Source organism: Thioclava sp. DLFJ4-1 (assembly GCF_002020145.1).
GTDB classification, from domain to species: Bacteria; Pseudomonadota; Alphaproteobacteria; order Rhodobacterales; family Rhodobacteraceae; genus Thioclava; species Thioclava sediminum.
Genome location: NZ_MPZT01000001.1, coordinates 173,397 through 196,501, shown reverse-complemented (window position 1 = coordinate 196,501; position 23,105 = coordinate 173,397). Strand labels below are relative to the sequence as shown.

Below are 23,105 nucleotides of genomic sequence, written 5' to 3'. Positions count from 1 at the left end.
CGATTTGAACGAACCCGGCCCCACATGGCCGGGTTTTTCATTTCTCCAGCCGCGTGAGTTTTTCGTCCAGACCGAACAGCGCGCGAAATCGCAACGCGTCGCGCGCGCCCAAGGCCTGCGCGCCTTGGATGCTCAGGTGACCCGCATCGCGGTAAAGCGGCGTGCCGGCTTCCTCCAGCGGGCAGGTCTCATCCGGGCAGAGCACACCGATCAGGTCGAGCACCCGCACCCCCGCGATCGTCTCTAGCCCGTCGAGCGCGGCGAAGGCCTGCGCGCGATAGGCCCGCGCCTCCGCCTGCCGCATCTCGCAGCGCGCGCGGGGGCCAAAGCTGAGAAGCCCGCTCTCCGCCCGTTCGCGGCAGGCGAAGAAATTCGTGCCGACGGACGGGGGCGGGCTCACCAAGACGATCTGACGGTCGGGGCGTGCGATGGCCTGCACAGCCGCGTGCAAGGCGGCGCGGCCTCGGGCGAAACTCATTGCGACGGGCACGATCCGGCCGCGCTCCATCGCGAGGCCCTGCGGTTCAGAGCCGAGGATCTGTGCGACGGGGCTGGAAATGACCACGCGGGTGATCTCGGGATGGGCCTGCAGATAGGCTATGATTGCGGCGTTCGAGCGGATGCAGCCTTCGCCCCAGATAGCACCCTGACCGACCTCCGGCTGAATTTGGGACAGGCCGAGCACCGGCGCGCAGGCGGATTTCGTGGCCTGCGCGATCGGGCCGATCTCGGGAGGCAGGGTCGCGGCCAGATGCATCGCGTAGCTGTCGCCCCATAGGAATGTGGTCGGGTGCGGGCCAGTCGTGCACAGCGCTTCCGGGTCGAACGCCCCGGTGAAGTCGCATCCCGGCGCGATCCCGGTATTCGCGGCCCCGAGCGCGAGGTAGTCGCGCGGAGGCATGCGCAGGCCGGGCAGGGCGAGGGCGATCAGCCACAGCGCCACCGTCCCGCCAAGCGCCAGCCCCGCCGCGCGCGGCCAAGAGGGCGGCGGCGCGCTGTGCAGCGGGCGCTCGACCCCGATATGCAGCAGATGGGCGAACCCCAGCGAAACAGAGATCAGACTCAGTCGCAGCCAGAGCGGCAAAGGCGCATCCAGCCACGCGTTGCGCGTCAGCGCGAAAAGCGGCCAATGCACGAGGTAAAGCGCATAGGAAATCCCGCCGAGCCAGAGGAGCGGTCGCATCACCCAATGGCTGCCATTCATCCAAGGCGGTCGCGCCGCGATAACAAGCGCCGTGGCCCCGACCACGATCACCGCATCCAGCCCCGGATGTACCGAGCCCCAGCCCGCACCCGGCGCGATGGCGCAGACCGCCAGCAATACGGCCAGCGCCAAGGGGCTGAGCAGGCGCAGCCAGCGCCCAGCACGCCTTTCGATCCGCGGCTCGAACAGCATCACCACCGCCCCGGCCATCAGCTCCCACGCCCGCGTCGGCAGCAGGAAAAAGCTCGCAACCGGGCTGCGCGGGGCCAAAACGAGGCAGCCGGCGAGGCTGATCGCTAGAGCCCCCAGCAAAAGCAACGGCCAGTGCCTGCGCGGTGTAATCAGCATGGCGAGGGGCGTGACGAGGTAGAACTGCTCCTCCAGCGACAGCGACCAGCTATGCAGAAGCGGGTTCAACTGCGCGCCGGCGGTGAAGTAATTCACGCTCCGCCATAGAGCGATATTCGAGGTGAAGCTCAACGCCGCCCCGAGCGTGTCGAGGAACCGCGCCATCTCGGCTTGCGACAGCAGCCAGAGCGCGGCCACGGCGGTTGCGAGATAGACGGCAAAGGCCGCAGGCAGCAGCCGCTTGGCGCGCGACAGGTAGAATGTGCGCAAGGAAAACCGCCCCTCGGCCATTGCGCGCGCGATCATCCCGGTGATCAGGTAGCCCGAGATCACAAAGAAGATGTCGACCCCGAGATAGCCGCCCGCGAGGGGCAGCTCGGCGTGATAAAGTACCACCATCGCCACGGCGAGCGTGCGCAGCACCTGAATGTCGCGCCGATAGGGCAGACCCGCGCTCATGCCGAGGCCTGTGCGGGGATCGCGCGCAGGTCGGGCGCGATGTCGAGGGTCAGCCAATCGGGGATCAGATCTGGCCGTGGCTCCGGCGCCGTCCAGATCTGATCCCGCAGCTTGAAGCCGTTTGCGGCATAGACGTCGCGGCAGGGCGCGTTGAGGGGGCTCTCGTTGATCCGTCCGTGCAAGGGACGGCGTCCCGGGCGTGCCGCCAGCGCGGTCTGCAACAGCGCCGTCTCGATCCCGTAGCCGAAGGCCCGGCAACTGAGAACGAACTGGGTGATTTCACTCGCCTCGGCCCCATCCGCGATCACGAGCGCGCTCACGATCCCCATCGACCCGAACCTGTCACCCGCCTCGGCGATCAGCACATGGCGGGAGGGATCGGAGAGTTCCTTGGCCGAGATCGGAACCTGCGTCGTGTTGAACTGATTGGTGCGCGCGATCAACTCACCCACCCGGGGCAGATCGCGCCGTTTGGCGGTGCGGATCGCGACCCGCAGTCCAAGCTGGCGATAAGCGGCACCGGGGTCTTCGGAAGGCGTGGCGACATAGGCCTGCCGCGCCGCCCGCGCCTGATAGAGCGTGGTGCGGTCGGAACCCGCAAACGCGGCGCGCTGAACGGCCCAGTCGTCCAGCAACTGCCACGTCTCCGGCGCGTTCGGGTCGAGCGCCAGCAGCCCCGGACACCCCGCTTCGGCCAGCGCACGCTCATCGGCGCGATCGTCGAGAAAGACGAAGCTCTCGGGCGCGAGGTTCAGCCGCGCCGCGATCTTCGCGATATTGCCCGCTTTCGGCGCCCAGTCGATCTCGCGCGCGACGAAATCGGAGGCCCGCAGCGCGGTGCCCCGCCAACTGATATTCGTCGGATCGTTCTTCGAGGCCACCGCGAGCAACACCCCGCGCGCCTTCAGTCGCCGCAGCAGGGCCTGACGGTCGTGGTGATGGGTGATCGGACCTTCGCCGATTTCGCCCGCCCAGAGCGTGTTATCGAGATCGCTCACCACCAGTTTGCGCCGCGAGAGCAGATGCGCCGCGCGGCAGGCGCGCAGATAGGGGCCGGATGCAAGAGAGGCCGCCAGCGCCGTGGGGTGCAGATCGCCCGCCTCGAAGAGCACGCGCCCCGCCGCGGGACCCAGACGATGCGCCTCTACGGCCTCCGGGATACGCAGAACCGGGCGCGCCGCCCGCTGCGCCAGCGCGTCGAGCCTTGCGTTCAGCCACGCCGCCACACGGGCCCGCCTGCGCGCGCCGAAGCGATCCGCCACCGCACCACGCCAGCCCGAAGCCTGCCGCGCGCCCGAGATGTCATGCAGATAAACCGGGGCGTCGGTCCGCGCGAGGAGGTGGGATAGCGTCGCCTCCACCTCGTCCAACGTGGCGCGCAAGCCGGGCAGGTCGCGCGCCATCGGCCGCAGGACGGCGCTGGGCGCAAGGGCGCGCGTATAGCTTTGCGCGAAGCCGAAACCGAAAGGGGCGTAGAAGATCAGATCGACCGGGCCAGCCCCCTCCACCGCGCGGCGCAATTCCGCCGCGTCGCGCTGGGCGCAGAGCTGCGGCGTGATCGCGATGCCCTCCGCCGCCGCCGCGATCTGAAGCTGGGTCGCGATGTCCCAGATCAGGCAATCCCCGATGAACAGCACGCGCAGCGCATGACCGGGCGGTCGGGCCAGTGTCTCGGTCAGGTGTGCCAAGCCTTGCACGAGCGTGGCGCGGGCAGCCTCCGACAGCTCCGGGCTGAGCCTGTCGTGCCAGCGTGCGGCGAGCGTCGTGTCGCAGCCCGCCTCTGTCTCGGACAGCCGCGCGGCGCCATAGGTCAGCTTCAGCCACCCCGCCAGCGCCGCGAAGCCCTGCGCGGCGTCTCCCTGCGCGAGGTGATGGGCGAGCAAGGCGCAGCCCGTGCGCGCCTGCTGCAACGCCGCAGGGCCCGGCGCCTTCGCCAGCACCTGCAATTCCCCGGCAAGGGCGTCGGCTTGCGCACGGATCGCGCGGGACAGCTCCTGCTCACCCCCGTTCATCGCACGGCCCTCCGGGGTTTCAGTCGCAGCCACGCTCTCAGCAGCGAGGGCGCAAGCGCGATCACCAGCGCCTTCACCCAAAGCGCTTTCGGCGCGACCTGCCAATCCACCTGCGCCAGCCGCGCGAGTGCCAAGTCCCGATGGCCCGCATTGGCCTGCCAGATCACCGCATGCAGGCAGGAATAGGCGTGAAACCGCGCCGCGCTCCGCCGTCGTGGCAAAGCGATACGTCCGCGCGCGATCCAGTCCGCGAAGGTCTGGTGCCAATGCGGCACCTCGCCTTGATGCGCGCGCCAGCCGCTCGCGCCGTCTTCGATGTGGTAGCGTGCGACGGGGGCGGGGAGATAGGCAAACCGCGTCTCGCAGCCCAGCCGAAACCAAGTGTCGCTGTCCTCGCCGACCGTGACGCCTTCGGGAAATCCGCCCGCGCGGATAAGCGCGCCACGGCGGATCATCACCGAGGAGGCGGTAACCTCTGGCCCGCCCCGAACCAGATGCGCGAAGTAATCGCTCAGGAAAAGCACCGGGGCCTCGGCCAGCTCCAGCGCGGACAGACTATCCTGCCCCGCTTGGCACACCTCGCCGAAGATCACCTCCGCCCCCGGCACCGCCCGTCTTGCGCGCTCGAACGCGGCCAGCGCGCCCGGCAGATAGGTGTCATCTGCGTCGAGAAAGGCGATCCAGTCGCGCCGCGCGGCCCGCATCCCTGCATTGCGCGCGGTACTCACACCGCGATTGTCCTGCCGGATCAGACGGATGGTAAGCGGCGAACGCGCGGCGATCCGCTCCACGAGGGCGGCGCTCTCGTCGCGAGAGCCGTCGTCGATCACCACCACTTCGGCGGGCGCAGGCCGCTGCGCCTCGATCGAGGCGAGCGTCCGCGCGATGAAGAGCGCCTTGTCATGCAGCGGGATCACCACGCTCAGATCGGCGCAGCGGTCGACATTGACACTGGGCGTGCAGATGCGGGTGGGCCGTTCCATCCTTGGCGAAAGCGCGGTCATGTGAAGGCGACCTCCTCGGCGAATTGGGTAAAGGCGCGGGCCAGCCCGGTGATCGTGCCGTCGATAGCGTCTTGCGGGGCGCAGCTCGCGAGGGCACGAAGATCGGCAAGGTTTTCCAAGCCCGTGAGCGCTACGGGCTCCCAGCCGCGCCGGGCCACCGCGCTGGCGTAATCGTCGAACTTGAACCGCCCGCCGATCAGCCCCGGCGCGGCCAGCCAGATCGCGGGCAGGCCAAGCGCATCCGCCGCGATCAGCCCGTGCAGCGAGGCCGAGGCGATACGTTCGCAAGAGGCGATCTGCGCGATTACTCGCGCGGGCGGAGCCGCAGGCGAGATCAGCCGGATTGCCGACCCGTGCCGTGCTTTCAGTGCCGCGAATTCCGGCGCGTCGAGATGGGCGTGATGGGCCACCAGCCCGAAGGCATGGCTCGGCGCGGGCAGGGAGGGCCGTTTCTCGGTCCCGCCGAGGAGAAGCCGCGTTGCGTAAAGTCCGGGATCGCCGAGGGTCACGCTATGGCCCAGCCCTTCGACCCGGTCCCGGCTCAGCGCGCCGCGCAGCCCCACGATCCGCGCCCCGGTGAAGCGCCGTGTGCTGCGCGCATTGATGAACCCGGAGCCGAGGATCGTGCCGCGATATTGTTCGGTCAGGTGTTCGAGCACCGATCCGGTCGCGGTCAGCTGCGCGCGGTCGGGATAAGCATGGACCGGGGTAAAACCGTGATGGCGCAGGATCGCGGGCGTCAGCAGATCGCCGAAATTCAGCGACTCGCGAAACCAATAGGCGCTGAGCCCGTTGCCCCGCGCCAGCGCAAGGCCCTGTTGGGGCAGCCGCTCGGTAAGATGATAGCTCATCAGCCGGTCGATCCGGTGGCGCAGCATGAGGCTCATTCGCCCGCCCTCCCGATGAGGCTGGCGAGACGTTCGGGGTCTTGGGGTGTCGCGCCGTGGCCGCTCCGTGCGGCCTCCGCACGCAGGGCCGCCGCCTGCCGATAAAGTGCCGCCATCTGCGCCCCGACCTGCGGCCAGAGATAGGTTCGGGCCACAAGCGCCCGCCCGCGCGCGCCCATCGCCGCCCGCTCGGGCGCAGTCGTTGCACCAAGCGCGGCAATTGCGCCGCCCAAGCCCGCCAGATCGGGCGCGACCCACCAGCCGCAGCCCGCCTCGGCCAGTTCCCCCCAAGGGCTGCCGGTCGTGGCGATCACGGGACGTGCGGCGGCCAGCGCCTCTGCGACGACGGTGCCGAAATTCTCGGTATGGCTCGGCAGGATCAGCGCATCGGCCGCCACGATTTCCGCCTGTTTCGCAGCGCCCCAGATCGGTCCCGCGAGGGCGATGCGGTCTGCCGCGTCCCGCTCGACCGCGCGGGCGCGCAGCGCCGAGGTCAGGCCGTCCTCGTCGGGGCCTGCGATCCGCAGCTCCCAATCGCGCGGCGCGCAGGCGGCGAAGGCGCGGATCAGCGTGTCGAGGTTCTTCACCCGGTGCAGCCGCCCGAGAAACAGGAGCCGTTTGCGCCCATTCGGGCTGCGCGTCCGGGTTGGCGCACCCTCCGGTGGCAAGGCGATCCCCAGCGGAACCTGCGCGATCCGCGCGACCGGGCAATGGTGCGCGACCGCCTCCGCCTCGGCCTGCGAGGTGACGTGCAAAAGCTCCGCCCGCGCCAGATCGCGGCGCTGATACAGGTGCCACGCGAGGTCTTTCTTGCGCCGCTTATGCGCCCGCGCCCATGGCAGCAGCATCCCGTGCGGGCTGACGATCCGGCCCAGCCCCAGATCGGCGGCAAGGCGCAGCCCCGCATGGTTCAGCGGGTCCCACAGCCCATGGCTATGCACCACGATCCGCGCGCCGGCCCTCACTTGCGCACGCATCCCGGCCATCGCCCGTGCGAGCTGCGCGACGTTCGGACCTTGCGTGGGCGCGACGCGCAGGCAGCGCGGGGCGATCTCCGCGTCCGGGTCGAAAGCACGGGTCAGAAAGCGGCTCGCGATGCCCTGCGCCGCAAGCGCCTCCGCCAGAGCGGGCGCATTGGCTGCGATCCCACCGGCACTGCGGCGCAGGTCCGGCACAACATGCAGAACGGTGATCTCAGGCGGGGGAGAAGTCATGGGAGAACTCCGGTTGAGGCATAGGGTCGGCAGAGAGATGGTCCGCAGCCGCGGTCGCGAGGGCGGCGGTGAACCGGGCAGGGGTGAAGCGCGCGATGTCGGCCTGCAGGGCGGTGCTGAGCCGGGATTGCAGGCCCGCGTCGCGCGACAGGGACAGCAGTCGGCGCGCGGCCTCTGCCTCGTCCGAGAAGCGGCAGTCCGGGGCGGACACGATCTCGTCCTGCCCGGTTCCGCGCGCCACCAGAGGGATCATCCCGCTGGCGGCCATCTCGGCGGTGGCGATGCCGAAGGCCTCCACCTCGCAGCAGTTGAGCCCGTAGCGCAGCGATCCCAGAAGCGCGGTTTTCGCGGTGCCGCTCTGAGGTGGCAGCCGTTCGATCCAATTCTGCCCTGCGATCAGTGCGCGGATACGGGCCATGTAATCGGGCGGCCCGTCGGGCCCGGCGATCACGAGCCTGCCGCGAAACCCTTGGGCACGAGCGCGCGCGACGATGGCGATGGCCCGCTCGATCCGTTTTTCCGGGACGATCCGGCCGAAGACGAGCACATCCTCCCGCCGCGCCTCCCAGTCGCGGATCGGGCCTGGGGCGGCGGCCAGCGCCACCGGCGGGGGGGATCACGCGGACCCGGCCGGGGCAAAGCGGGGCACTCGCCGCCGCGAGCCAATGCGAATTGGCGATCACCATGTCATCGGGGCGCGGGTGCAGGGCGGGACCGTCGATCACGCGGCACAGAATCTTGGCGCGCGGGCCCGTTTGCCCTGCGAGCGCGGGATGCCAGTCGCGGGCAGAGAGCAGATGCAGCGCGGGCGCGTTCCAGCGGCGGACGCCAGACAGCGAGACCCGCAGATCGTAATCCCGCCCGAGCGCCGCCAGCGCCCGATTGAACCGCGCGGCCTCGAACGTGCCGATGCGGCTTCGCGCGGGAAGGGTGAGAACCCGCAGGTCGCCGGGAGAGAGGTCGGTGCCCGCCAGCGCGTTGAGCGCGTTGCAGTCGAAGCCGCCACGCGTGATGAGGGTCAGATCGAACCGCTCGCGCAGCGCCACGAGCGTCCAAGCGGCCACCGCCTCGGCCCCGCCGCGCCCCCAGATCGCATGGGCGAGCACGGCGCGCGGTTTTTTGGACGGCGCGCTCATGCCGGACCCTCCGTCGGGCGGCGTCGCAGGAGTGCGGTCAGCCGCGCGCGTTCCGGCGCGCTCAGCCCCAGCCGCCAGCTTACCCCGAGCCAGAGCGCCGCGCAGAGCCCGAGGCTCAGCGCCAGCCGCGCCGCGCCCTCGGGCAGCAGTGCCTGCACCAGCGCCGCGCCAAGCGCCACGGGCAGCACGCTCGCCAGCACCGGGATCAACGTCTCGCGCGCCCAGCGTGTGGCGGTGCCGGGGGAGAGGCGCGTCAGTAGCATAATCCGTAACGCGGCGATCGCGGTGGTGACGGCGAGGGCGACCCAGAGAGCCGCGCCGATCTCGCCACTGGCCCGACCGGCGAGGAAGGCGGCGGGCAGGCTCATCACCGCCAGCGCCGCGCCCCAGCCCTGCATCCATGCGATGCGACCGCGTGCGAGGAACGCCAGCCCCAAGCCCGCGCTCAGCTGATCGAGCGCGAGTGCCGCCAGCATCAGCCGCACCACCAGCACCATCTCGGGGTTGCTGCGCCCCAGCCAGAGCGACAGCAGCGCCGGGGCGTTTACCGCCATCGGGATCGCCGCCCCGAACGCGATCAGCGCAGCGATCCGGCTGGCGACCAGCGCGCCGGTGATGCTGCCGTCAGAGCCTAGTGCCGCATGATCGGCATAGATGCGCGGGGCCAGAACCTGACGCGTCGCTTCGGCGAATTGGCGCAAAGCGGCGGGGAGTTGGTTGCCCAGCCCATAGGCCGCGCTCGCGACCGGACCGCCCAGCGCCGCCATCAGAAGAACCATGCCCTGCGCCCGCGCACTCGCCGCCAACCCGCCGAGGACCGACCACGACAGGAGCGCGGTCTGGCCGCGGGATGGGCGGAAGTTCAGGATCCAGCGCAGATGCAGCCGCGTCTCGGGCAGGGATTTGCGCACCCGCCACGCCCCGGCAAGGGTTACGCTCAGGCTCAGCCCGGCGGATAGCGCGGCGAAAGCGGCAAGCGGCGGCGTAGTCTGCCCACCGAGGAGAAAGGCCACCGGGATCAGCGCCACCGCCCGTGCCAGATCGAGCGCGGCGAACAGGCCGAACCGTTCGCGCACCTGCAAGGCGATTTCGTACGGGGCGAGCGCGATCGCGGCGACGCTTGCCGCCAGAACGCAGAAGAAGGCGACCTGGGCCTGATCCGCCAGCGCGGGGGGCAGATCGAACAGCCGCGCCAGCGCGGGTGGGCCGAGAACTGCACCAATCCCCGCCACGCCGAGCGCCACCCGCAGATGCAGCCCGATCAGCGCGTTGAAGAGGCGCGGGCGCTCTGCCAGCGGCGCAAGGGAGAGCGCGCGCAGCGTCGTGCTTTGCAGCGCGCCGGTCACAATGCTCGCGATCAGCGCCATGGCGAGCGCTGAGAGATAGGCGCCCATCGCTTCGACCCCCAAAGCGGCCAGCGCGAAGCGGGTGCTCAGTAACCGCGCGACCAGCCCGCCTGCGATCTGCCCCCATGCAATCGCCCCGTTGCGTATCGCACGCGACGGAGGTGTTTGTGGTGAGGAGGAGGGCAAAGGCCGGGGGGACAATACGGAGACGCTCATCGGACACCTCCTTCCGACGATACGCCATCCGATGCCGCGCGCGGGCCGCGCCCGTCTCCGGCGCTGACATCGCCCAAAACGACGACACGCGGCGGCACGATGGCGCCGGGGCGCAGGACGCGATGCGCCGTGACCCACGCGCTGTCGCCGATCTCGATGGGCCGCGCGAAGAAGCGGAAATCGCCGCGCGCCCAGTCATGGCTGCCGGTGACGATGCGCACCCCTTGGCTAATGCAGACATGTGCGCCGATCCGCACGGGGCCGGGATTGTCGATCCAGACGCGCTCTCCTAGCCAGACATGCGCGCCGATCTCCAGAAGCCACGGGTATTTTATCGTGACGCGTGGCTTGCAGACGAGGCCGGGGCCGACTTTCGCCCCGAACCCGCGCAGGATCGCCGCTTTCGTGCGCGAGGGGATCAGGGCGAGAAGCGCCGATTGGAAGAAGAGCGCATTGACCAGATACCACGCCACGCGCCAGCCGAAGCTGCGATTGCCCGCGATTACCGGGCGGGGAAAGCGAGACAGGTCCTGCGTGGCGATCGGCCGAAAGGGACCTTGCCGGGAGGAGGGGCCCGATTGCGGCGGGACGGGGAGGGGCATGGCATCAGGCATTGGAGCGCACCGCAGCTTGGGGGAAGCGTACCCGGACCGCTTCGATCGCGCCTGACACGCTCGGGTTGAGCCGTGCGGGCTTGAGCCGGGTGCGAATGCGCTTGGCCAGCGCGGTCGTCATCCCCAGCGCGGTCCAGAAGGCGGGGGTGGCGGCACCTCCGGGCGAGAGCAGCCATGCCTCGAACTGCGCATGCGTGAAGAGCGCCGCGAGGTAGCCCAGCAACAGCGCCATCAGCACCCGGTCTCTGCGGTGGCGCGCATGCCGGACCGCGAGAACCGCGCCGCGCGTGATCAGGAGCAGCATTCCGGTGAAGAGCGCGGCCCCCGCAAGCCCGACCTCTTCGATCAGAGCCAGCGCCGAATTGGTCTTCTCGCGCCCATAGTGCGACGCACTCGCCGACAGTGCGTAGTCGTCGAACCCGTCGGAGACGCCGAAGCCCAGCCCGAACATTCCGCCCGCGCGGGCCCCTTCGAGCGTCGCGGCCCATGTCTCGGCGCGCGAGGCGATCAGGGTCTCGGTCTGTGCGGACGCCTTGAAGAGATAGCGCTGTGTCAGCGTCTCCGCCCGGTCCGGGAAATAGAGCCACAGAAGCGACAGCACGGCCCCAAGCGTTGCCGCCGCAATCGCCAGCCGTTTGAAGCCGCGCCCAAGAAGAAAGACCGCGATCAGCACCGTCAGCGAAAGCAGGCTCGCCCGCGACAGGCTCATCAGCACCAGCACCGTCAGGATCAGCGCCACCGCGCGCCAGAACAGCCGTCTCTGACGCCCGATCCGGCGCTGGGCGAGCCGCCACAGCGGCAGTGGCGCGACGGTCACGATCATCAGGGCGAGGAAGTTGGAATTGGCGCTCAGCCCCCGATAGAGCGAGATATCCGCGTTCATCTCGACCGTGCCGAAGCCCGAACGCAGCCCCCCGATGCCGGCGAACAGCACCAGCGCCAGCAGCGGCCAGAGGATCGCAAAGAGATCGCGCCGCCGCGTGTGCTGTGCCCAGGCAGCGCCCGCCGAGGCGAAGGCCAGCGCGGTCAACGCGTAGGTCGCGGCTTTCGGCCCGCTCAGATGCGGAACGCTCGACCACAGCGCAGACAGCGCCGCCAAGCCCAGCAGCGCCAGCCGGAAATACATCCCGTCGCCCGGTATCTTGCGCCACAACCGCCCATTGAGCAGAAGCGCGAGGACCAGCCCCCCCATCACCGCCCAACGCGCGCCGGGTCCGAAGATCATGTTGACATAGATGACGCTCGGCGCGGCGGTTGCGGCGATGCCGAGGCCCAGCAACAGGCCGCGTTTGCGGATCGCGAGCCTCATGCGCGTTCCGCCTTGCGGTTGGGCGCGGGCGCGGGCCAGCGCGGCATGCAATGCGCCGGCGTCGCCCGGCGGCACGATCAGCCCGGCCTCGCGCCCGCCCAGCAGGTCGGGCACCGCGCCGCAGGCCCCGCTTGCCACGACACCGCAGCCGGCGGCGAGCGCCTCGCCGATCACCAGCCCGAAAGGTTCGGCGCGGCTTGGCAGGACAAGGCAATCCGCGGCGGCGAGGTGATCGCGCAGCGCCGCCCCTTCGAGCCGCCCGCGCCACAGGATACGGGGATCGCGTGCCGCCGCCTTCGCCAGTGTCTCGCCAAGCGGCCCGTCGCCCGCCACGATCAAACGCGCCTGAGCGGCGTTGAGCTGCGCGAAAGCGTCCAGCAGCAGGTCCAGCCCTTTCTCGGGGGCGAGCCGCCCGAGGAACATCAACACGGGCGCATCGGCCGCGATCCCGAGCCGCGCGCGCATCTTCTGCCGCCCGTCAGGGCCGAGGGTGCGAACGTGGCGCGCGATGGCGGCGGTGTCCGAACTCATCCGTCCGGGGACGATCTTCTCGGGCGGCACGCCTTGGTCGCGAAGATAGTCGGCAGCACGCTGGCCTGCCGGGCAGAAACCGTCGATCATCTCGAGGATCCGACGCTTGAGCACCGCGCGAACCCCGCGTGCAGGGCTCATCCACGTGTCGCTCAGCGCGATGATCCGCGCGCCAGAGAGTTTGCCTAGGACGATCGCAGCCAGCAGGGGGAAATGCGCCCAACCGGCGACGAAAATGACTGTGGGGCGCGTGCTGCGGATCTCGCGCCAGAGCGTGACGAGGGCCGCCAGACGCTTCGCGGGCAGGATGGTTTCGGGCGCGGCGTCTGCCCATCTCTGCGTAACCGCCGCCGAGACATAGCGCACCGTGAGACCGGTGGGCAATTGTTCTGCCAGCGCGGTGGTCATTGCGACCATGTACGGCGCGGGCTCGATCAGCACCGCGAGCGCGGAGCCGGGGCAGGCTTCGGGGCAGGGAGGCTTAACCGACAAGGCGGGCCTCCTGCGGATAAGGGGCGGCGCGGGCGCAGGCGACGTGCAGCACTTCGGACAATGCGCGGGCATGGGCATCCCAACTGGCATGATCGCGGGCGAAGCGGGTGCCCGCGCGCGCAATTTGGCGCCACTCGGCACGCGGTCCGGTCACCAGGGGGCGCAACGTCTCGACCAGCGCCCCGACCGAGCGTGGCGCGACCAGATAGCCGGTCTCGCCGTTGCGCAGGAATTGCCCGGGGCCCTGGCCCTCGACCCCGATGCAGAGCGCGCCGGCCGCCATCGCCTCGAGATAGACGATCCCGAAAGCCTCTCGCCATGAGGGCAATACGAAAATGTCGCTTTGTCCGAGCGTTGCGAGAACATCTTCATGTGGTTTCGGACCGGCGAGGGTGATCCGATGCGCAAGCCCCTGCCGCGCGATTTGGGCGGCGAGATTGGCACGCTTGGGCCCGTCGCCGATGATTGTCAGATGCCATGGCGCGTCCCCCTCGCGTGCAAGCCGTCCGAGCGCCGCGATCAGCAGGTTCAGCCCCTTGGCGGGATGCAGATTGGCGACGCTCACCAGCCGCAGGGGAGCCTCGTCCGGTAGCTGCGGGGGCGGACGGTCGGGCGCGGGATCGACCCCGTTCCAGACCACCTCGATATGATCCCCACGCCCGGACAGATCGGTCGCGAAGCGGCGCAGCGGTTCGCCCACCACCACAAGCCGGTCGAGCCCGCCCAAGGCGTCCCGAAACCGCTCGGCCTGCCCATTGGTCCAAAGATACCGCCAATTGCTGTTCTCGCCGTGCAGCACGCCGACCACAGGCAGGCCCATCCGCGCGGCCAACGCCTGCGCCGCAGGGGCGAGCGTCTCTGTCTGCACCAGGATCACATCGGGACGGCGCGCGGCGATCATCTCGCTCGCCAGCGCCGTGAGCGCCCGGTCGAGCGTGCGATTGGTCAGCTTGCGCATCAGCCCGCCCGGCAAGGTCGGGTAGCGCGCGAGGCGGATCTCCTCGATCTCGGGGAAGTGCGTGACATCGATCTCTCCACGATGCTCGGGCGAGGCGAGCCGCGCCGTGCCCACAGGCGTCAATCCGCGCAGCACGCCGACCCGGACGCGGTGACCCTGCCGCGCGAGCGCCCGCGCGCTGTCGGCGACGAAGCGGCTCGGCCAGCCGTCGGGGCGGTTCGGAAACCACGGGGTCAGCATCAGAATGTCGAGCGATGCGCCGCTGATGATCACAATTCCACTCCTTCACTCGGTTCGCGAGGTCGGGAGGCGACGGGGCGCGCGCTTGGTTGACCTCGCGTTAACCGTCGCGCAAGCGAGGTTAATTTGAGGTTAATGGTCAAAAGCGTGGCCTGTGGGGGGCGGCGAGAGCGTGGCGCAAGGCCGCATCGGCGAGCGGCCCGCGTGGCCCTGCGCACTGCGAATTCCCGCGCGCGCGAACCGGAATCTGCAATTCTGGTTCCCGCAAAGAAACCTTTGCCGAGCTCCGGCGTTGAAGATATTCCAGCTTCTACGACACGCCGCAGACGGGTTTGTAATGACCAAGATTCACAGGCCCGCGCCTTCGCATGCGGTGTCCTTCCGACAAATCCTGAGACACGAGACCTCCGCCGCGCATGAGGCGGGGGAGGCGCAATTCTCCCAGTTCTTCGCGGCCCCGGCGCAGAAGCTGGGTTGGTTCCTCGCAGCGCAGGCCGCAGGGCTTGGCGTTTTGGCGCGCCATGCGGGCCCCGGAGCGCTCTGCGCGGGATTGCTGAGCGATTTGCTCGACCGGCTCGACCGGGATCTGGCGCGGCTGGGCCGTCCTGTGCACCCGGTGCCCGCCCCGGACGCAGAGCAGGGGCGGCTCGACCCGCTGGCGGTCGACTATCTCGTGCTGGGCTCGCGGCTCGGCACGCAGGTGATCGACCGCAAGGTCTTCGCCGAGACCCCGGCCGAGGCCAAACCGCTTTATTTTCAGGCCCCTGCCGCCGGGGCGCTGTGGAAACGGCATTGCGCGACGCTCGATGCGCTGAGCCCCGCAGAGCCGCGCGCGGCCCGTGTCGTCGCCGATGCGACGCGGGGTTTTTATCTTTTCGCGCAGGCCGTGCAGGCGCAGGGGGCGGGCACAACGTCCGACGCTCTCGCACCGGCGCTTGCCTCCAATTCCATTGACCATCCGCCGCCCGGCAGGATCGCGACAGACACCGATTTGACGCCCAAGGAGCCGACGTGACGCCCGATACCAGCCCCGCCCCCAGCCAGCGCCCCGTCGATCTGACCGATTGCGACCGCGAGCCGATCCACCAGCTTGGCCGGGTCCAGAGCTACGGAGCGCTTCTGGCGCTCTCGAGCGACTGGATCGTGCAACATGCCTCGAGCAATCTCGAGGAGATCCTCGGCATGGCCTATGAGGAGGCGCTTGGCCGTCCACTTGCCGATCTGATCGTCTCGGACGGGTTCGATCGGATCCGCGCGAGCCTGCGCACGGCGGAGGGCGGCGAGACGGCGGTGCGGCTGTTCGGTGTGGTACTGAAAGCGAATGGGAAGAGTTTCGACGTCTCGCTCCATGCCTCGGGGCCGTATCTGGTCGTCGAATTCGAGCCGAAGCTGGAAACGCGCGGACGTGATGTGATGACCGACGTGTATCCGCAGATCGCGCGTCTGCGCCGCGACCGGGGGCTGGAGCGGCTTGCGCGCGATGCGGCGATGGGGCTGCAGGCGCTCTCGGGCTTCGACAGCGTGATGATCTACCAGTTCCAGCCCGATCAGTCGGGCAAGGTCATCGCCGAGACCCGAAAGGACCAGCAGCGCCTCTATGACGGGTTGCGCTTCCCTGCCAGCGATATCCCGGTGCAGGCGCGGGCGCTGTATAAACGCGCGCTTCTGCGGCTGATCGCGGATGTGGACGATCCCGGTGCGCCGGTGCTGCCGGGCGTCGATCTGAACGGGCAGCCGCTCGATATGTCTCTGGCGGTGACGCGGGCGGTCTCGCCGATCCATATCGAATACCTGCGCAACATGGGCGTCGGGGCCTCGATGTCGGTCTCGATCATGCGCGATGGTGAGCTGTGGGGGCTGTTCGCCTGCCACCATAATCACCCGCGCTATATCGATTACGAATTGCGCACCGCGATCGAGATGTACGCCCATATGTTTTCCTATGAACTCAGCAAGTTCGAGGATGGGGAGCGCAAGCAGGCGCAATCCGATACGGCCAGCCTGCAGCGCACACTGATGGGGCATATGGCCGATGGCAAGGCGCTGTCGGAAAGCCTGATGGCCGTCTCCGACGAGATCCGTCTGGTGATCCCGCATGACGGGCTCGTCCTTTATGAGAACGAGGAATTCAGCGCGACCGGGACGACGCCGACCAAGGAGGAATTCGCCGGGATCGCGCGCATGCTGGACCGGTCGATCGGGTCCTCGACCTTCGCGACCGATCAGCTGGGGCGCGCCCACGAACCGGCCCGCGATTTTCCGGAACGGGCCGCAGGGCTGCTCGCCATTCCGATCTCGAAACGGCCGCGCGACTATCTCGTGCTGTTCCGCCGCCAGATCGCGGACACGGTCGAATGGGCGGGCGATCCGACGAAACCCGCGCAGCTTGGCCCGAACGGCGTGCGGCTCACGCCACGCAAGAGCTTCGAGGTGTGGCGCGAGACGGTCACCGGGCGCTCGGCCCCCTGGACGAACCAGCAATGCCATGCTGCGGAGCTTCTGCGCACGGTGCTGCTGGAGATCTTCCTCAAGATCACCGACGCGACCTCGGCCGAGCGCAAGCGCGCGCAGGAGCATCAGGAACTGCTGATCTCGGAGCTGAACCACCGGGTGCGCAATATCCTCAACCTGATGCGCGGGCTGCTGGCGCAGTCGCGCAGCTCGGCGCGCTCGCTCGAAGAGTTCACCGACAATCTCGACGGGCGCATTCAGGCGCTGGCGCGGGCGCATGACCAGCTTACCGCCGAGCATTGGGAGCCCGCCTCCCTGCATGGGCTGATCTCATGCGAATTCGCGGCCTATGCCGACCGCAAGGCCGAGCGTGTGATCATCACCGGCCCAGACGCGCTGATCTCGCCCCAGGCCTATACGACGCTGGCGCTCGTGCTGCACGAGATGGCGACGAATTCGATCAAATATGGCGGGCTGTGCGATAGTGGCGGGCGCGTCGAGATCGCGCTCTCCACTGATCACAGCGGCGGTCTGCTGATCGACTGGAAAGAACGCGGTGGTCCGCCCGTCACCCCGCCGAAACGGCGCGGCTTCGGCTCGATCATCATCGAGAACTCGATCCCGCACGAGCTGCGCGGCGATGCCGAGATTTCCTACAAGATGACCGGGGTGGAGGCGCAATTCCGCATCCCGCCGACCACGATCGCGGAGCTGATCGATCAGCCTGGCACGGAGGGAGACGTTGCGGCCGCACCCGCCGCGCAGACCGGCGCCGCCTTCCGCCTGTCGGGGCAGGGGCTGGTGCTGGAAGACACGCTCATCATCGCGATGGATGCCGCCGGCGTGCTGGAGGATCTGGGCGCGCGCGACGTCAAGATCACCTCCTCGGTGGAAGGCGCGCTGACATGGCTGGAGGGCGCGCGACCCGATTTCGCAGTGCTCGATGTCAATCTCGGGGACGAGCAATCCGTGCCGGTTGCCGAACGGTTGCACAAGATGGGCGTGCCCTTCGTGCTGGCCACGGGCTACGGGTCTGCGCCTGACCTGCTGGCAATCTACCCGCCCTGCACGGTCGTCCAGAAACCCTTCTCCTCCGACTCGCTCAGAGAGGCTTTGCAAAACGCAATTGCGTGACCCTACGCACAGAACTTCGATCATATCTGACGGTCCAATAACGATTTGACGTATCTGACATGTAAGTTTCCGTGATAATTCTGACCCCGCGGGACTGGGCAAAACGGGGGTCGCCATGAATGTGAGTGCCAACACGGTCGGCGGCAGCCGGGCCGATTTCACCGAGGACGAAATCGCGAAACTCCGCGCGGCGCTGCACACGCTCGGGAATGTCGCCAGTGTCTGCGCCTCCAGCGCCCGCCTCCTGCCGCGATTTTGCGAGGATCAGGCGGCACTCGGGATTTGCGATGGGCTGAGCGAGAATGCCGACATCGTCCGCGCCACGATGGAGGATCTGAAAGCGGTGCTGCGCCTCGACAGCCTTCAGTGACGGTCGTGGGTCTATGCGCGCGACCCGCCGAGTGATCCGGCGCGGCGGTCCTTTGCGTAGCCCTGTCACCCAAGCAAGAGGAGAGTGCCATGCGCCGCCTGTCGATCGCCTTTCTCGCATCAAGCCTTTGCGCTGCGCTGATGCCGAGCCTCGCCCCGGCCTCGATTTTCGGCGGCTGGACCGAGCAGAGGTTTTCGCTGTTCTCCTCCAACGACTGGCAGCAATCGCGCGATGGTGTTGCGATGCGCTCGGACGGCTCGGTGTCGCTGATCTGGCGGGCGCTTCCGCGCGCCGAGTGGGGCACGCGCAAGGCCGCGTGGCAATGGTCGGTCAGCCAGAGCGTCCCGCCCACGCCGCTCGACCGAAAGGGCGGGGATGATCGCGATCTGTCGCTCTATTTCGTCTTCATGCCCGAGGCCGTCGCCCGCGCCAATGAAGGGGCCAGCATCCGCAAGCTTCTGGCGGTGAAGGAGGCGCGCGTTCTGATGTATGTCTGGGGCGGCAAGCATGGGCGCGGGGCGCTGCTGCCCTCGCCCTATCTGGGCGCGCGCGGCAAGACCGTGGTGCTGCGCCCGGCGGGCACCGGCACGCATTCCGAGAGCGTCGATCTGGCGCGCGATTACCAGCGCGCTTTTGGAGGCCAGCCGACGCAGCTTGTGGGGCTGGCGCTGTCAGGCGACAGCGACGACACCGACAGCGCGATCCGCGCCCGGATCGAGGGGCTGAGCCTGAACTGACCGCGCCACACCGTCCCCGGTGATTTCACACAAAAACACTGCCGAGACATGACTTTGTCGGTAACCTGTGGCAGCAAGGCCCAAAAGGGGGGCAGGATGGCGCTCAATTTCCGACAGTCCGAAATTCTCGAAATCGCGCGCGACGAGGGCCGTGTCGTGGTCGAAGCCTTGGCCGAACGCTTCAATGTCTCGGTCCAGACGATCCGGCGCGACCTGACGGAGCTGTCCGAGGCGGGGCATCTGGAGCGCGTGCATGGCGGGGCGGTGATCCGCACCGGCGTGGTGAATTTCGCCTATGAAGAACGCCGCCGGATGAACGAGGCGGCAAAGGCGGCGATCGGGCGGGCCTGCGCGCAGGCGATCCCGGATAACAGCTCCATCGTGCTGACGCTGGGCACCACGACCGAGGCGGTGGCGCGCGAGCTTCTGCATCACCGCAACATCACCGTGGTCACGAATAACATCAACGTCGCCAATATCCTGCTGGCCAACGAGAGCTGCGATATCCTCGTCGCGGGCGGCAACCTGCGCCGCTCGGATGGCGGGCTGGTGGGCGACCTGACGGCGGATTTCATGGGCGAGTTCAAAGCCGATTTCGCGGTGATCGGGACCTCCGCGCTCGATGCCGACGGCGACATGCTCGATTACGATCTGGCCGAAGTGCGCGTGAGCCGCCGGATCCTGCGGCAGGCGCGGCAGAGCTTTCTGGTGACCGACGCGTCGAAACTGGAACGCTCCGCGCCGGTGCGGCTTGCCTCGCTCTCCGATATCGACCGGGTCTTCATCGACAAGCCCTTGCCGGACGCGCTCATGGCGCTTTGCGCGCAATGGGACACCGAGATCACCGTCGCGGAGTGAGCCTTAGCGCAGCACCCGCCGCAGCCCCGTCTGCACCCGCGTGAGCTCCGGCAGATAGGTCTCGATCAGCGTCTCCGCCGGATCGGCGCTAGCGGCCATCCCGGTGTTGAGCGCGGCCACGACCCGCCCGTGCATGTCGTAAAGCGGCACCGCGATGGAGCGCAGCCCGATCTCCACCTCCTGATCGATCACCGCGTAACCCTCGCGGCGCACCTGATCGATGCGCGCGAGGATTTCGCCCGGATCGGTGAGGCTATAGGCGGTGCGCGGCGTCAGGTCCGACGCCTCCACGGCGGCGCGGGCTTCCTCCGGGGGCAGGGCGGCCAGCAGCACGCGCCCCATCGAAGTGCAATGCGCCGGCAGCCGCGACCCCGGCATCAGCCCGATCGACATCACCCGCCGCTGGGCGGCGCGCGCGAGATAGACGATCTCGGTGCCGTCGAGGATCGAGACCGAGCAGCTTTGCCCGATCCGATCCGTCAGCTGATCGAGCCACGGCTGCACGATCTGCGGCAGCGGCAGCGAGGCCAGCGCCCCCATCCCGAGCCGAAGAACCTTCGGCGTCAGCGTGAAGAACTTGCCGTCGTATTCCGCGTAGCCCTCCGCGTTCAGCGTCAGCAGGCAGCGCCGCGCGGTGGCCCTGTCGAAGCCCGTCGCCTGCGCCACCTCGGCAATCGAGAGCCGCGGCGTCTCGGCCCCGAAACATTCGATGACGCGCAGGCCTTTCGCGAAAGAGGCGATGAAATCGGTCGGTTTGTTCAACATGCGAACAGGTTTTCTCGCGATGCGAACAAATGTCAAGATGCGCACGAAATCCGTGGAAAGCCGTCCCACGCAGGTCTAAATCCAAGCCCTCAGGAGGACCGCAAATGGACAAGAGACTTTCCTCGCTGACCGAAGCCGTGGCCGATATTCAAGACGGCGCCACGGTGATGATCGGCGGCTTTGGCGGCTCGGGGGCCCCGATCGAACTGATCCACGCCCTGATCGACCGCTTTCTCGAAACCGGCTCGCCCAAGGGGCTGACCGTGATCAACAACAACGCAGGCAACGGCCATGTCGGCATCGCCGCGATGATCGAGCAGGGTATGGTCAAGAAGATGATCTGCTCCTTCCCGCGCTCGGCCGACCCGACGGTGTTCACCCAAGCGTATCTGGCGGGTGAGATCGAGCTGGAACTGGTGCCCCAAGGCACGCTGGCCGAACGTATCCGCGCAGGCGGTGCGGGCATTCCGGGCTTCTTCACGCCGACCTCCGTGGGCACCGATCTGGCCGAGGGCAAGCCGGTGCAGCAGTTCGACGGCCGTGACTACGTGATGGAGCGCTGGCTCAAGGCCGATCACGCGCTGATCAAGGCCGAGCAGGGCGACGCGCTCGGCAATCTCACCTACCGGATGGCCGCGCGCAACTTCTCGCCGCTGATGGCGACGGCGGCTTCAAGGGTCGTCGTGCAGGTCACGAAAGCGGTGGAGCCGGGCGAGATCGACCCGGAAGTCATCGTCACCCCGGGCATCTTCGTGGATGCGATCGTCGAGGTCGCCAACCCCGCCCAGGAAGAAGAGTTGAACCGCGCCGGAGCCCATCACCCATGACCCAGAAACTGAGCAATGCACAGATCGCCTGGCGCGCCGCCCAGGACATCGAGGACGGCGCCTATGTGAACCTCGGGATCGGCTTTCCCGAGATGGTCGCGCGCTTCCAGCCCGAAGGCCGCGAGGCGATCTTTCACACGGAAAACGGGGTTCTCGGCTTCGGCCGCGCGCCCGAACCCGGTCAGGAGGACTGGGACCTGATCAACGCCGGCAAGAAGGCGATCACGCTGAAACCCGGCACCGCCTTCTTCCACCATGCCGACAGCTTCGCGATGGTGCGCGGCGGGCATCTCGACGTGGCGATCCTCGGCGCTTACCAAGTCGCCGAGAGCGGCGATCTGGCGAACTGGTCGACCGGGCCGAAAGGCGTGCCGGCGGTGGGCGGGGCGATGGACCTCGTGCACGGGGCCAAGCGCGTGGCCGTCATCACCGACCACGTCACCAAGAAGGGCCAGCCGAAGCTGGTCGAGGCCTGCACCTTCCCGCTGACCGGTGTGGGCTGTGTGACCCGCGTCTACACCTCGCTCGCCGTGGTGGACGTGGTGGATGGCCGCTTCGTCCTGCGCGAAAAGCTCCCCGCGATTTCGATGGAGGAGCTGCAATCCGTCACCGGTGCGACCCTCCATGTCGAGGGCGAGGTGGGTGATCTGATCTGTCCCGAGGAGTTGGCCGATGCGTGACGCTTATATCTGCGACTATATCCGAACCCCGATCGGCCGTTTCGGCGGCGCGCTGGCGCCTGTCCGGGCCGACGATCTGGGGGCGATCCCGCTGAAAGCCCTGATGGCGCGCAACACGGGCGTCGATTGGGAGGCGGTCGAAGACGTGATCTTTGGCTGCGCCAATCAGGCGGGCGAAGACAACCGCAACGTGGCCCGCATGTCGGCGCTGCTCGCGGGTCTGCCGGTGAACGTGCCGGGAACCACGATCAACCGGCTTTGCGGTTCGGGCATGGATGCCATCGTCACCGCCGCGCGCGCGATCAAGGCGGGCGAGGCCGATCTGATGATCGCCGGCGGCGTCGAGAGCATGTCCCGCGCGCCCTTCGTGATGCCGAAAGCCGAGGCCGCCTATAGCCGCGCCAATGCGGTCTATGACACGACCATCGGCTGGCGCTTCGTGAACAAGCTGATGAAAGAGACCCATGGCGTCGACTCGATGCCCGAGACGGCGGAGAACGTGGCCGATGATTTCGGCGTGAGCCGTGAAGATCAGGATGCCTTCGCGCTGCGCTCGCAAGCAAGTGCCGCGAAGGCGATGGAAGAGGGCCGTCTGGCCGAGGAGATCACCCCGGTCACGATCCCGCAGCGCAAGGGCGAGCCGGTCGTGGTCGACACCGATGAACACCCGCGCCCCGGCACCACGCTGGAGGCGCTGACCAAGCTGCGGCCCATCGTGCGCCCCGACGGCACGGTCACGGCGGGCAATGCGTCCGGCGTGAACGATGGCGCAGCGGCGCTGATCATCGCCTCCGAGGATGCCGTGCGCAAACACGGGCTGACGCCGCTGGTGAAGATCTCCGGCGGGGCCGCGGCGGGCGTGCCGCCGCGGATCATGGGCTTCGGGCCCGCGCCTGCGTCGAAGAAGCTGATGGCGCGGCTGGGGCTGACGCAGGACGCCTTCGACGTGATCGAGCTGAACGAGGCCTTTGCGAGCCAAGGTCTGGCCACGCTGCGCGATCTCGGCATTGCGGATGACGATGCGCGCGTGAACCCCAATGGCGGCGCGATTGCGCTTGGCCATCCGCTGGGCATGTCGGGCGCGCGGATCACCGGCACGGCAGCGCTGGAACTGGTGCGCCGCAAGGGCAGCCGGGCGCTTGCCACGATGTGCATCGGCGTGGGGCAGGGCATCGCCGTGGCGCTGGAGGCGGTGTAACAAAAGCAGGGCGCGCGGCGGCCCGTGGGGTGGCGCGCGCCCGTTGTCCGCTGTGGCGGTTTATGCCCGCCACATTCCTCTGAGCTTCCCGCTGGCCACGCGGCCCCAATCGCGC

At 68.5% G+C, this 23,105-nt stretch carries 19 protein-coding genes; 8 read left to right on the top strand and 11 right to left on the bottom strand.

Features of this window, described 5'->3' with window-relative positions; translation table 11 throughout:
- Positions 1-37: 37 nt before the first annotated feature.
- The 10 genes from BMI85_RS00925 to BMI85_RS00880 all read right to left on the bottom strand — a co-directional run bounded on the left by BMI85_RS00925 (position 38) and on the right by BMI85_RS00880 (position 14,003).
- Positions 38-2,011, bottom strand: coding sequence for an acyltransferase family protein (locus BMI85_RS00925; protein ID WP_078599203.1), 1,974 nt, complete (start codon positions 2,009-2,011; stop codon positions 38-40).
- The gene (locus tag BMI85_RS00920; protein WP_078599202.1) at positions 2,008-4,023 is read right to left on the bottom strand and encodes an HAD-IIIC family phosphatase; all 2,016 of its coding nucleotides are present in this window, start codon (positions 4,021-4,023) and stop codon (positions 2,008-2,010) included. Before BMI85_RS00920 ends, BMI85_RS00925 begins: the two co-directional genes overlap by 4 nt.
- Entirely contained in the window at positions 4,020-5,027 is a 1,008-nt protein-coding gene (locus tag BMI85_RS00915) for a glycosyltransferase family A protein (RefSeq protein ID WP_078599201.1), read from the bottom strand. The genes BMI85_RS00920 and BMI85_RS00915 overlap by 4 nt, the downstream gene beginning before the upstream one ends.
- Positions 5,024-5,914: a polysaccharide pyruvyl transferase family protein gene (locus BMI85_RS00910; protein ID WP_078599200.1), complete on the bottom strand. Its 891-nt coding sequence runs from the start codon at positions 5,912-5,914 to the stop codon at positions 5,024-5,026. The genes BMI85_RS00915 and BMI85_RS00910 overlap by 4 nt, the downstream gene beginning before the upstream one ends.
- A complete protein-coding gene (locus BMI85_RS00905) occupies positions 5,911-7,128 on the bottom strand; it encodes a glycosyltransferase (RefSeq protein WP_078599199.1) in 1,218 nt (405 codons plus the stop codon). Before BMI85_RS00905 ends, BMI85_RS00910 begins: the two co-directional genes overlap by 4 nt.
- A complete protein-coding gene (locus BMI85_RS00900; RefSeq protein ID WP_078599198.1) occupies positions 7,109-7,732 on the bottom strand; it encodes a glycosyltransferase in 624 nt (207 codons plus the stop codon). The genes BMI85_RS00905 and BMI85_RS00900 overlap by 20 nt, the downstream gene beginning before the upstream one ends.
- Positions 7,733-8,260: 528 nt before the next feature.
- Complete coding sequence (locus BMI85_RS00895; RefSeq protein ID WP_143594951.1) at positions 8,261-9,826, bottom strand: hypothetical protein; 1,566 nt, start codon at positions 9,824-9,826, stop codon at positions 8,261-8,263.
- Complete coding sequence (locus tag BMI85_RS00890; RefSeq protein WP_210402293.1) at positions 9,823-10,428, bottom strand: putative colanic acid biosynthesis acetyltransferase; 606 nt, start codon at positions 10,426-10,428, stop codon at positions 9,823-9,825. The genes BMI85_RS00895 and BMI85_RS00890 overlap by 4 nt, the downstream gene beginning before the upstream one ends.
- A gap of 4 nt (positions 10,429-10,432) precedes the next feature.
- On the bottom strand, positions 10,433-12,772 hold the full coding sequence (locus BMI85_RS00885) for a glycosyltransferase (RefSeq protein WP_168174715.1): 2,340 nt from the start codon (positions 12,770-12,772) through the stop codon (positions 10,433-10,435).
- Complete coding sequence (locus BMI85_RS00880; protein WP_078599194.1) at positions 12,762-14,003, bottom strand: glycosyltransferase family 4 protein; 1,242 nt, start codon at positions 14,001-14,003, stop codon at positions 12,762-12,764. The genes BMI85_RS00885 and BMI85_RS00880 overlap by 11 nt, the downstream gene beginning before the upstream one ends.
- 304 nt (positions 14,004-14,307) lie before the next feature.
- Between BMI85_RS00880 and BMI85_RS00875 the strand changes: the two genes are divergently transcribed.
- The 5 genes from BMI85_RS00875 to BMI85_RS00855 all read left to right on the top strand — a co-directional run bounded on the left by BMI85_RS00875 (position 14,308) and on the right by BMI85_RS00855 (position 19,520).
- Entirely contained in the window at positions 14,308-14,985 is a 678-nt protein-coding gene (locus BMI85_RS00875) for a hypothetical protein (protein WP_078599193.1), read from the top strand.
- Positions 14,982-17,555, top strand: coding sequence for an HWE histidine kinase domain-containing protein (locus BMI85_RS00870; protein WP_078599192.1), 2,574 nt, complete (start codon positions 14,982-14,984; stop codon positions 17,553-17,555). The genes BMI85_RS00875 and BMI85_RS00870 overlap by 4 nt, the downstream gene beginning before the upstream one ends.
- A gap of 115 nt (positions 17,556-17,670) precedes the next feature.
- On the top strand, positions 17,671-17,925 hold the full coding sequence (locus BMI85_RS00865) for a hypothetical protein (protein WP_078519256.1): 255 nt from the start codon (positions 17,671-17,673) through the stop codon (positions 17,923-17,925).
- 89 nt (positions 17,926-18,014) lie between these two features.
- Positions 18,015-18,662: a DUF3047 domain-containing protein gene (locus tag BMI85_RS00860; protein WP_078599191.1), complete on the top strand. Its 648-nt coding sequence runs from the start codon at positions 18,015-18,017 to the stop codon at positions 18,660-18,662.
- A 96-nt stretch (positions 18,663-18,758) separates the two neighbouring features.
- Entirely contained in the window at positions 18,759-19,520 is a 762-nt protein-coding gene (locus BMI85_RS00855) for a DeoR/GlpR family DNA-binding transcription regulator (protein WP_078599190.1), read from the top strand.
- A gap of 3 nt (positions 19,521-19,523) precedes the next feature.
- On the opposite strand, the gene BMI85_RS00850 is transcribed toward BMI85_RS00855, so the two are convergent.
- Positions 19,524-20,285: an IclR family transcriptional regulator C-terminal domain-containing protein gene (locus BMI85_RS00850; protein ID WP_078599189.1), complete on the bottom strand. Its 762-nt coding sequence runs from the start codon at positions 20,283-20,285 to the stop codon at positions 19,524-19,526.
- A 104-nt stretch (positions 20,286-20,389) separates the two neighbouring features.
- On the opposite strand from BMI85_RS00850, the gene BMI85_RS00845 reads away from it, so the two are divergent.
- From BMI85_RS00845 to pcaF, 3 genes are read left to right on the top strand one after another with little or no spacing between them, the layout of a single operon-like run.
- Positions 20,390-21,112: a 3-oxoacid CoA-transferase subunit A gene (locus BMI85_RS00845; RefSeq protein WP_078539377.1), complete on the top strand. Its 723-nt coding sequence runs from the start codon at positions 20,390-20,392 to the stop codon at positions 21,110-21,112.
- Positions 21,109-21,792 carry a CoA transferase subunit B gene (locus tag BMI85_RS00840; protein ID WP_078539376.1) on the top strand — a complete coding sequence of 228 codons (684 nt, stop codon included), beginning with the start codon at positions 21,109-21,111 and terminating at the stop codon, positions 21,790-21,792. Before BMI85_RS00845 ends, BMI85_RS00840 begins: the two co-directional genes overlap by 4 nt.
- Positions 21,785-22,990: a 3-oxoadipyl-CoA thiolase gene (gene pcaF, locus BMI85_RS00835; RefSeq protein WP_078599188.1), complete on the top strand. Its 1,206-nt coding sequence runs from the start codon at positions 21,785-21,787 to the stop codon at positions 22,988-22,990. Before BMI85_RS00840 ends, pcaF begins: the two co-directional genes overlap by 8 nt.
- The last annotated feature ends 115 nt before the right edge of the window (positions 22,991-23,105 follow it).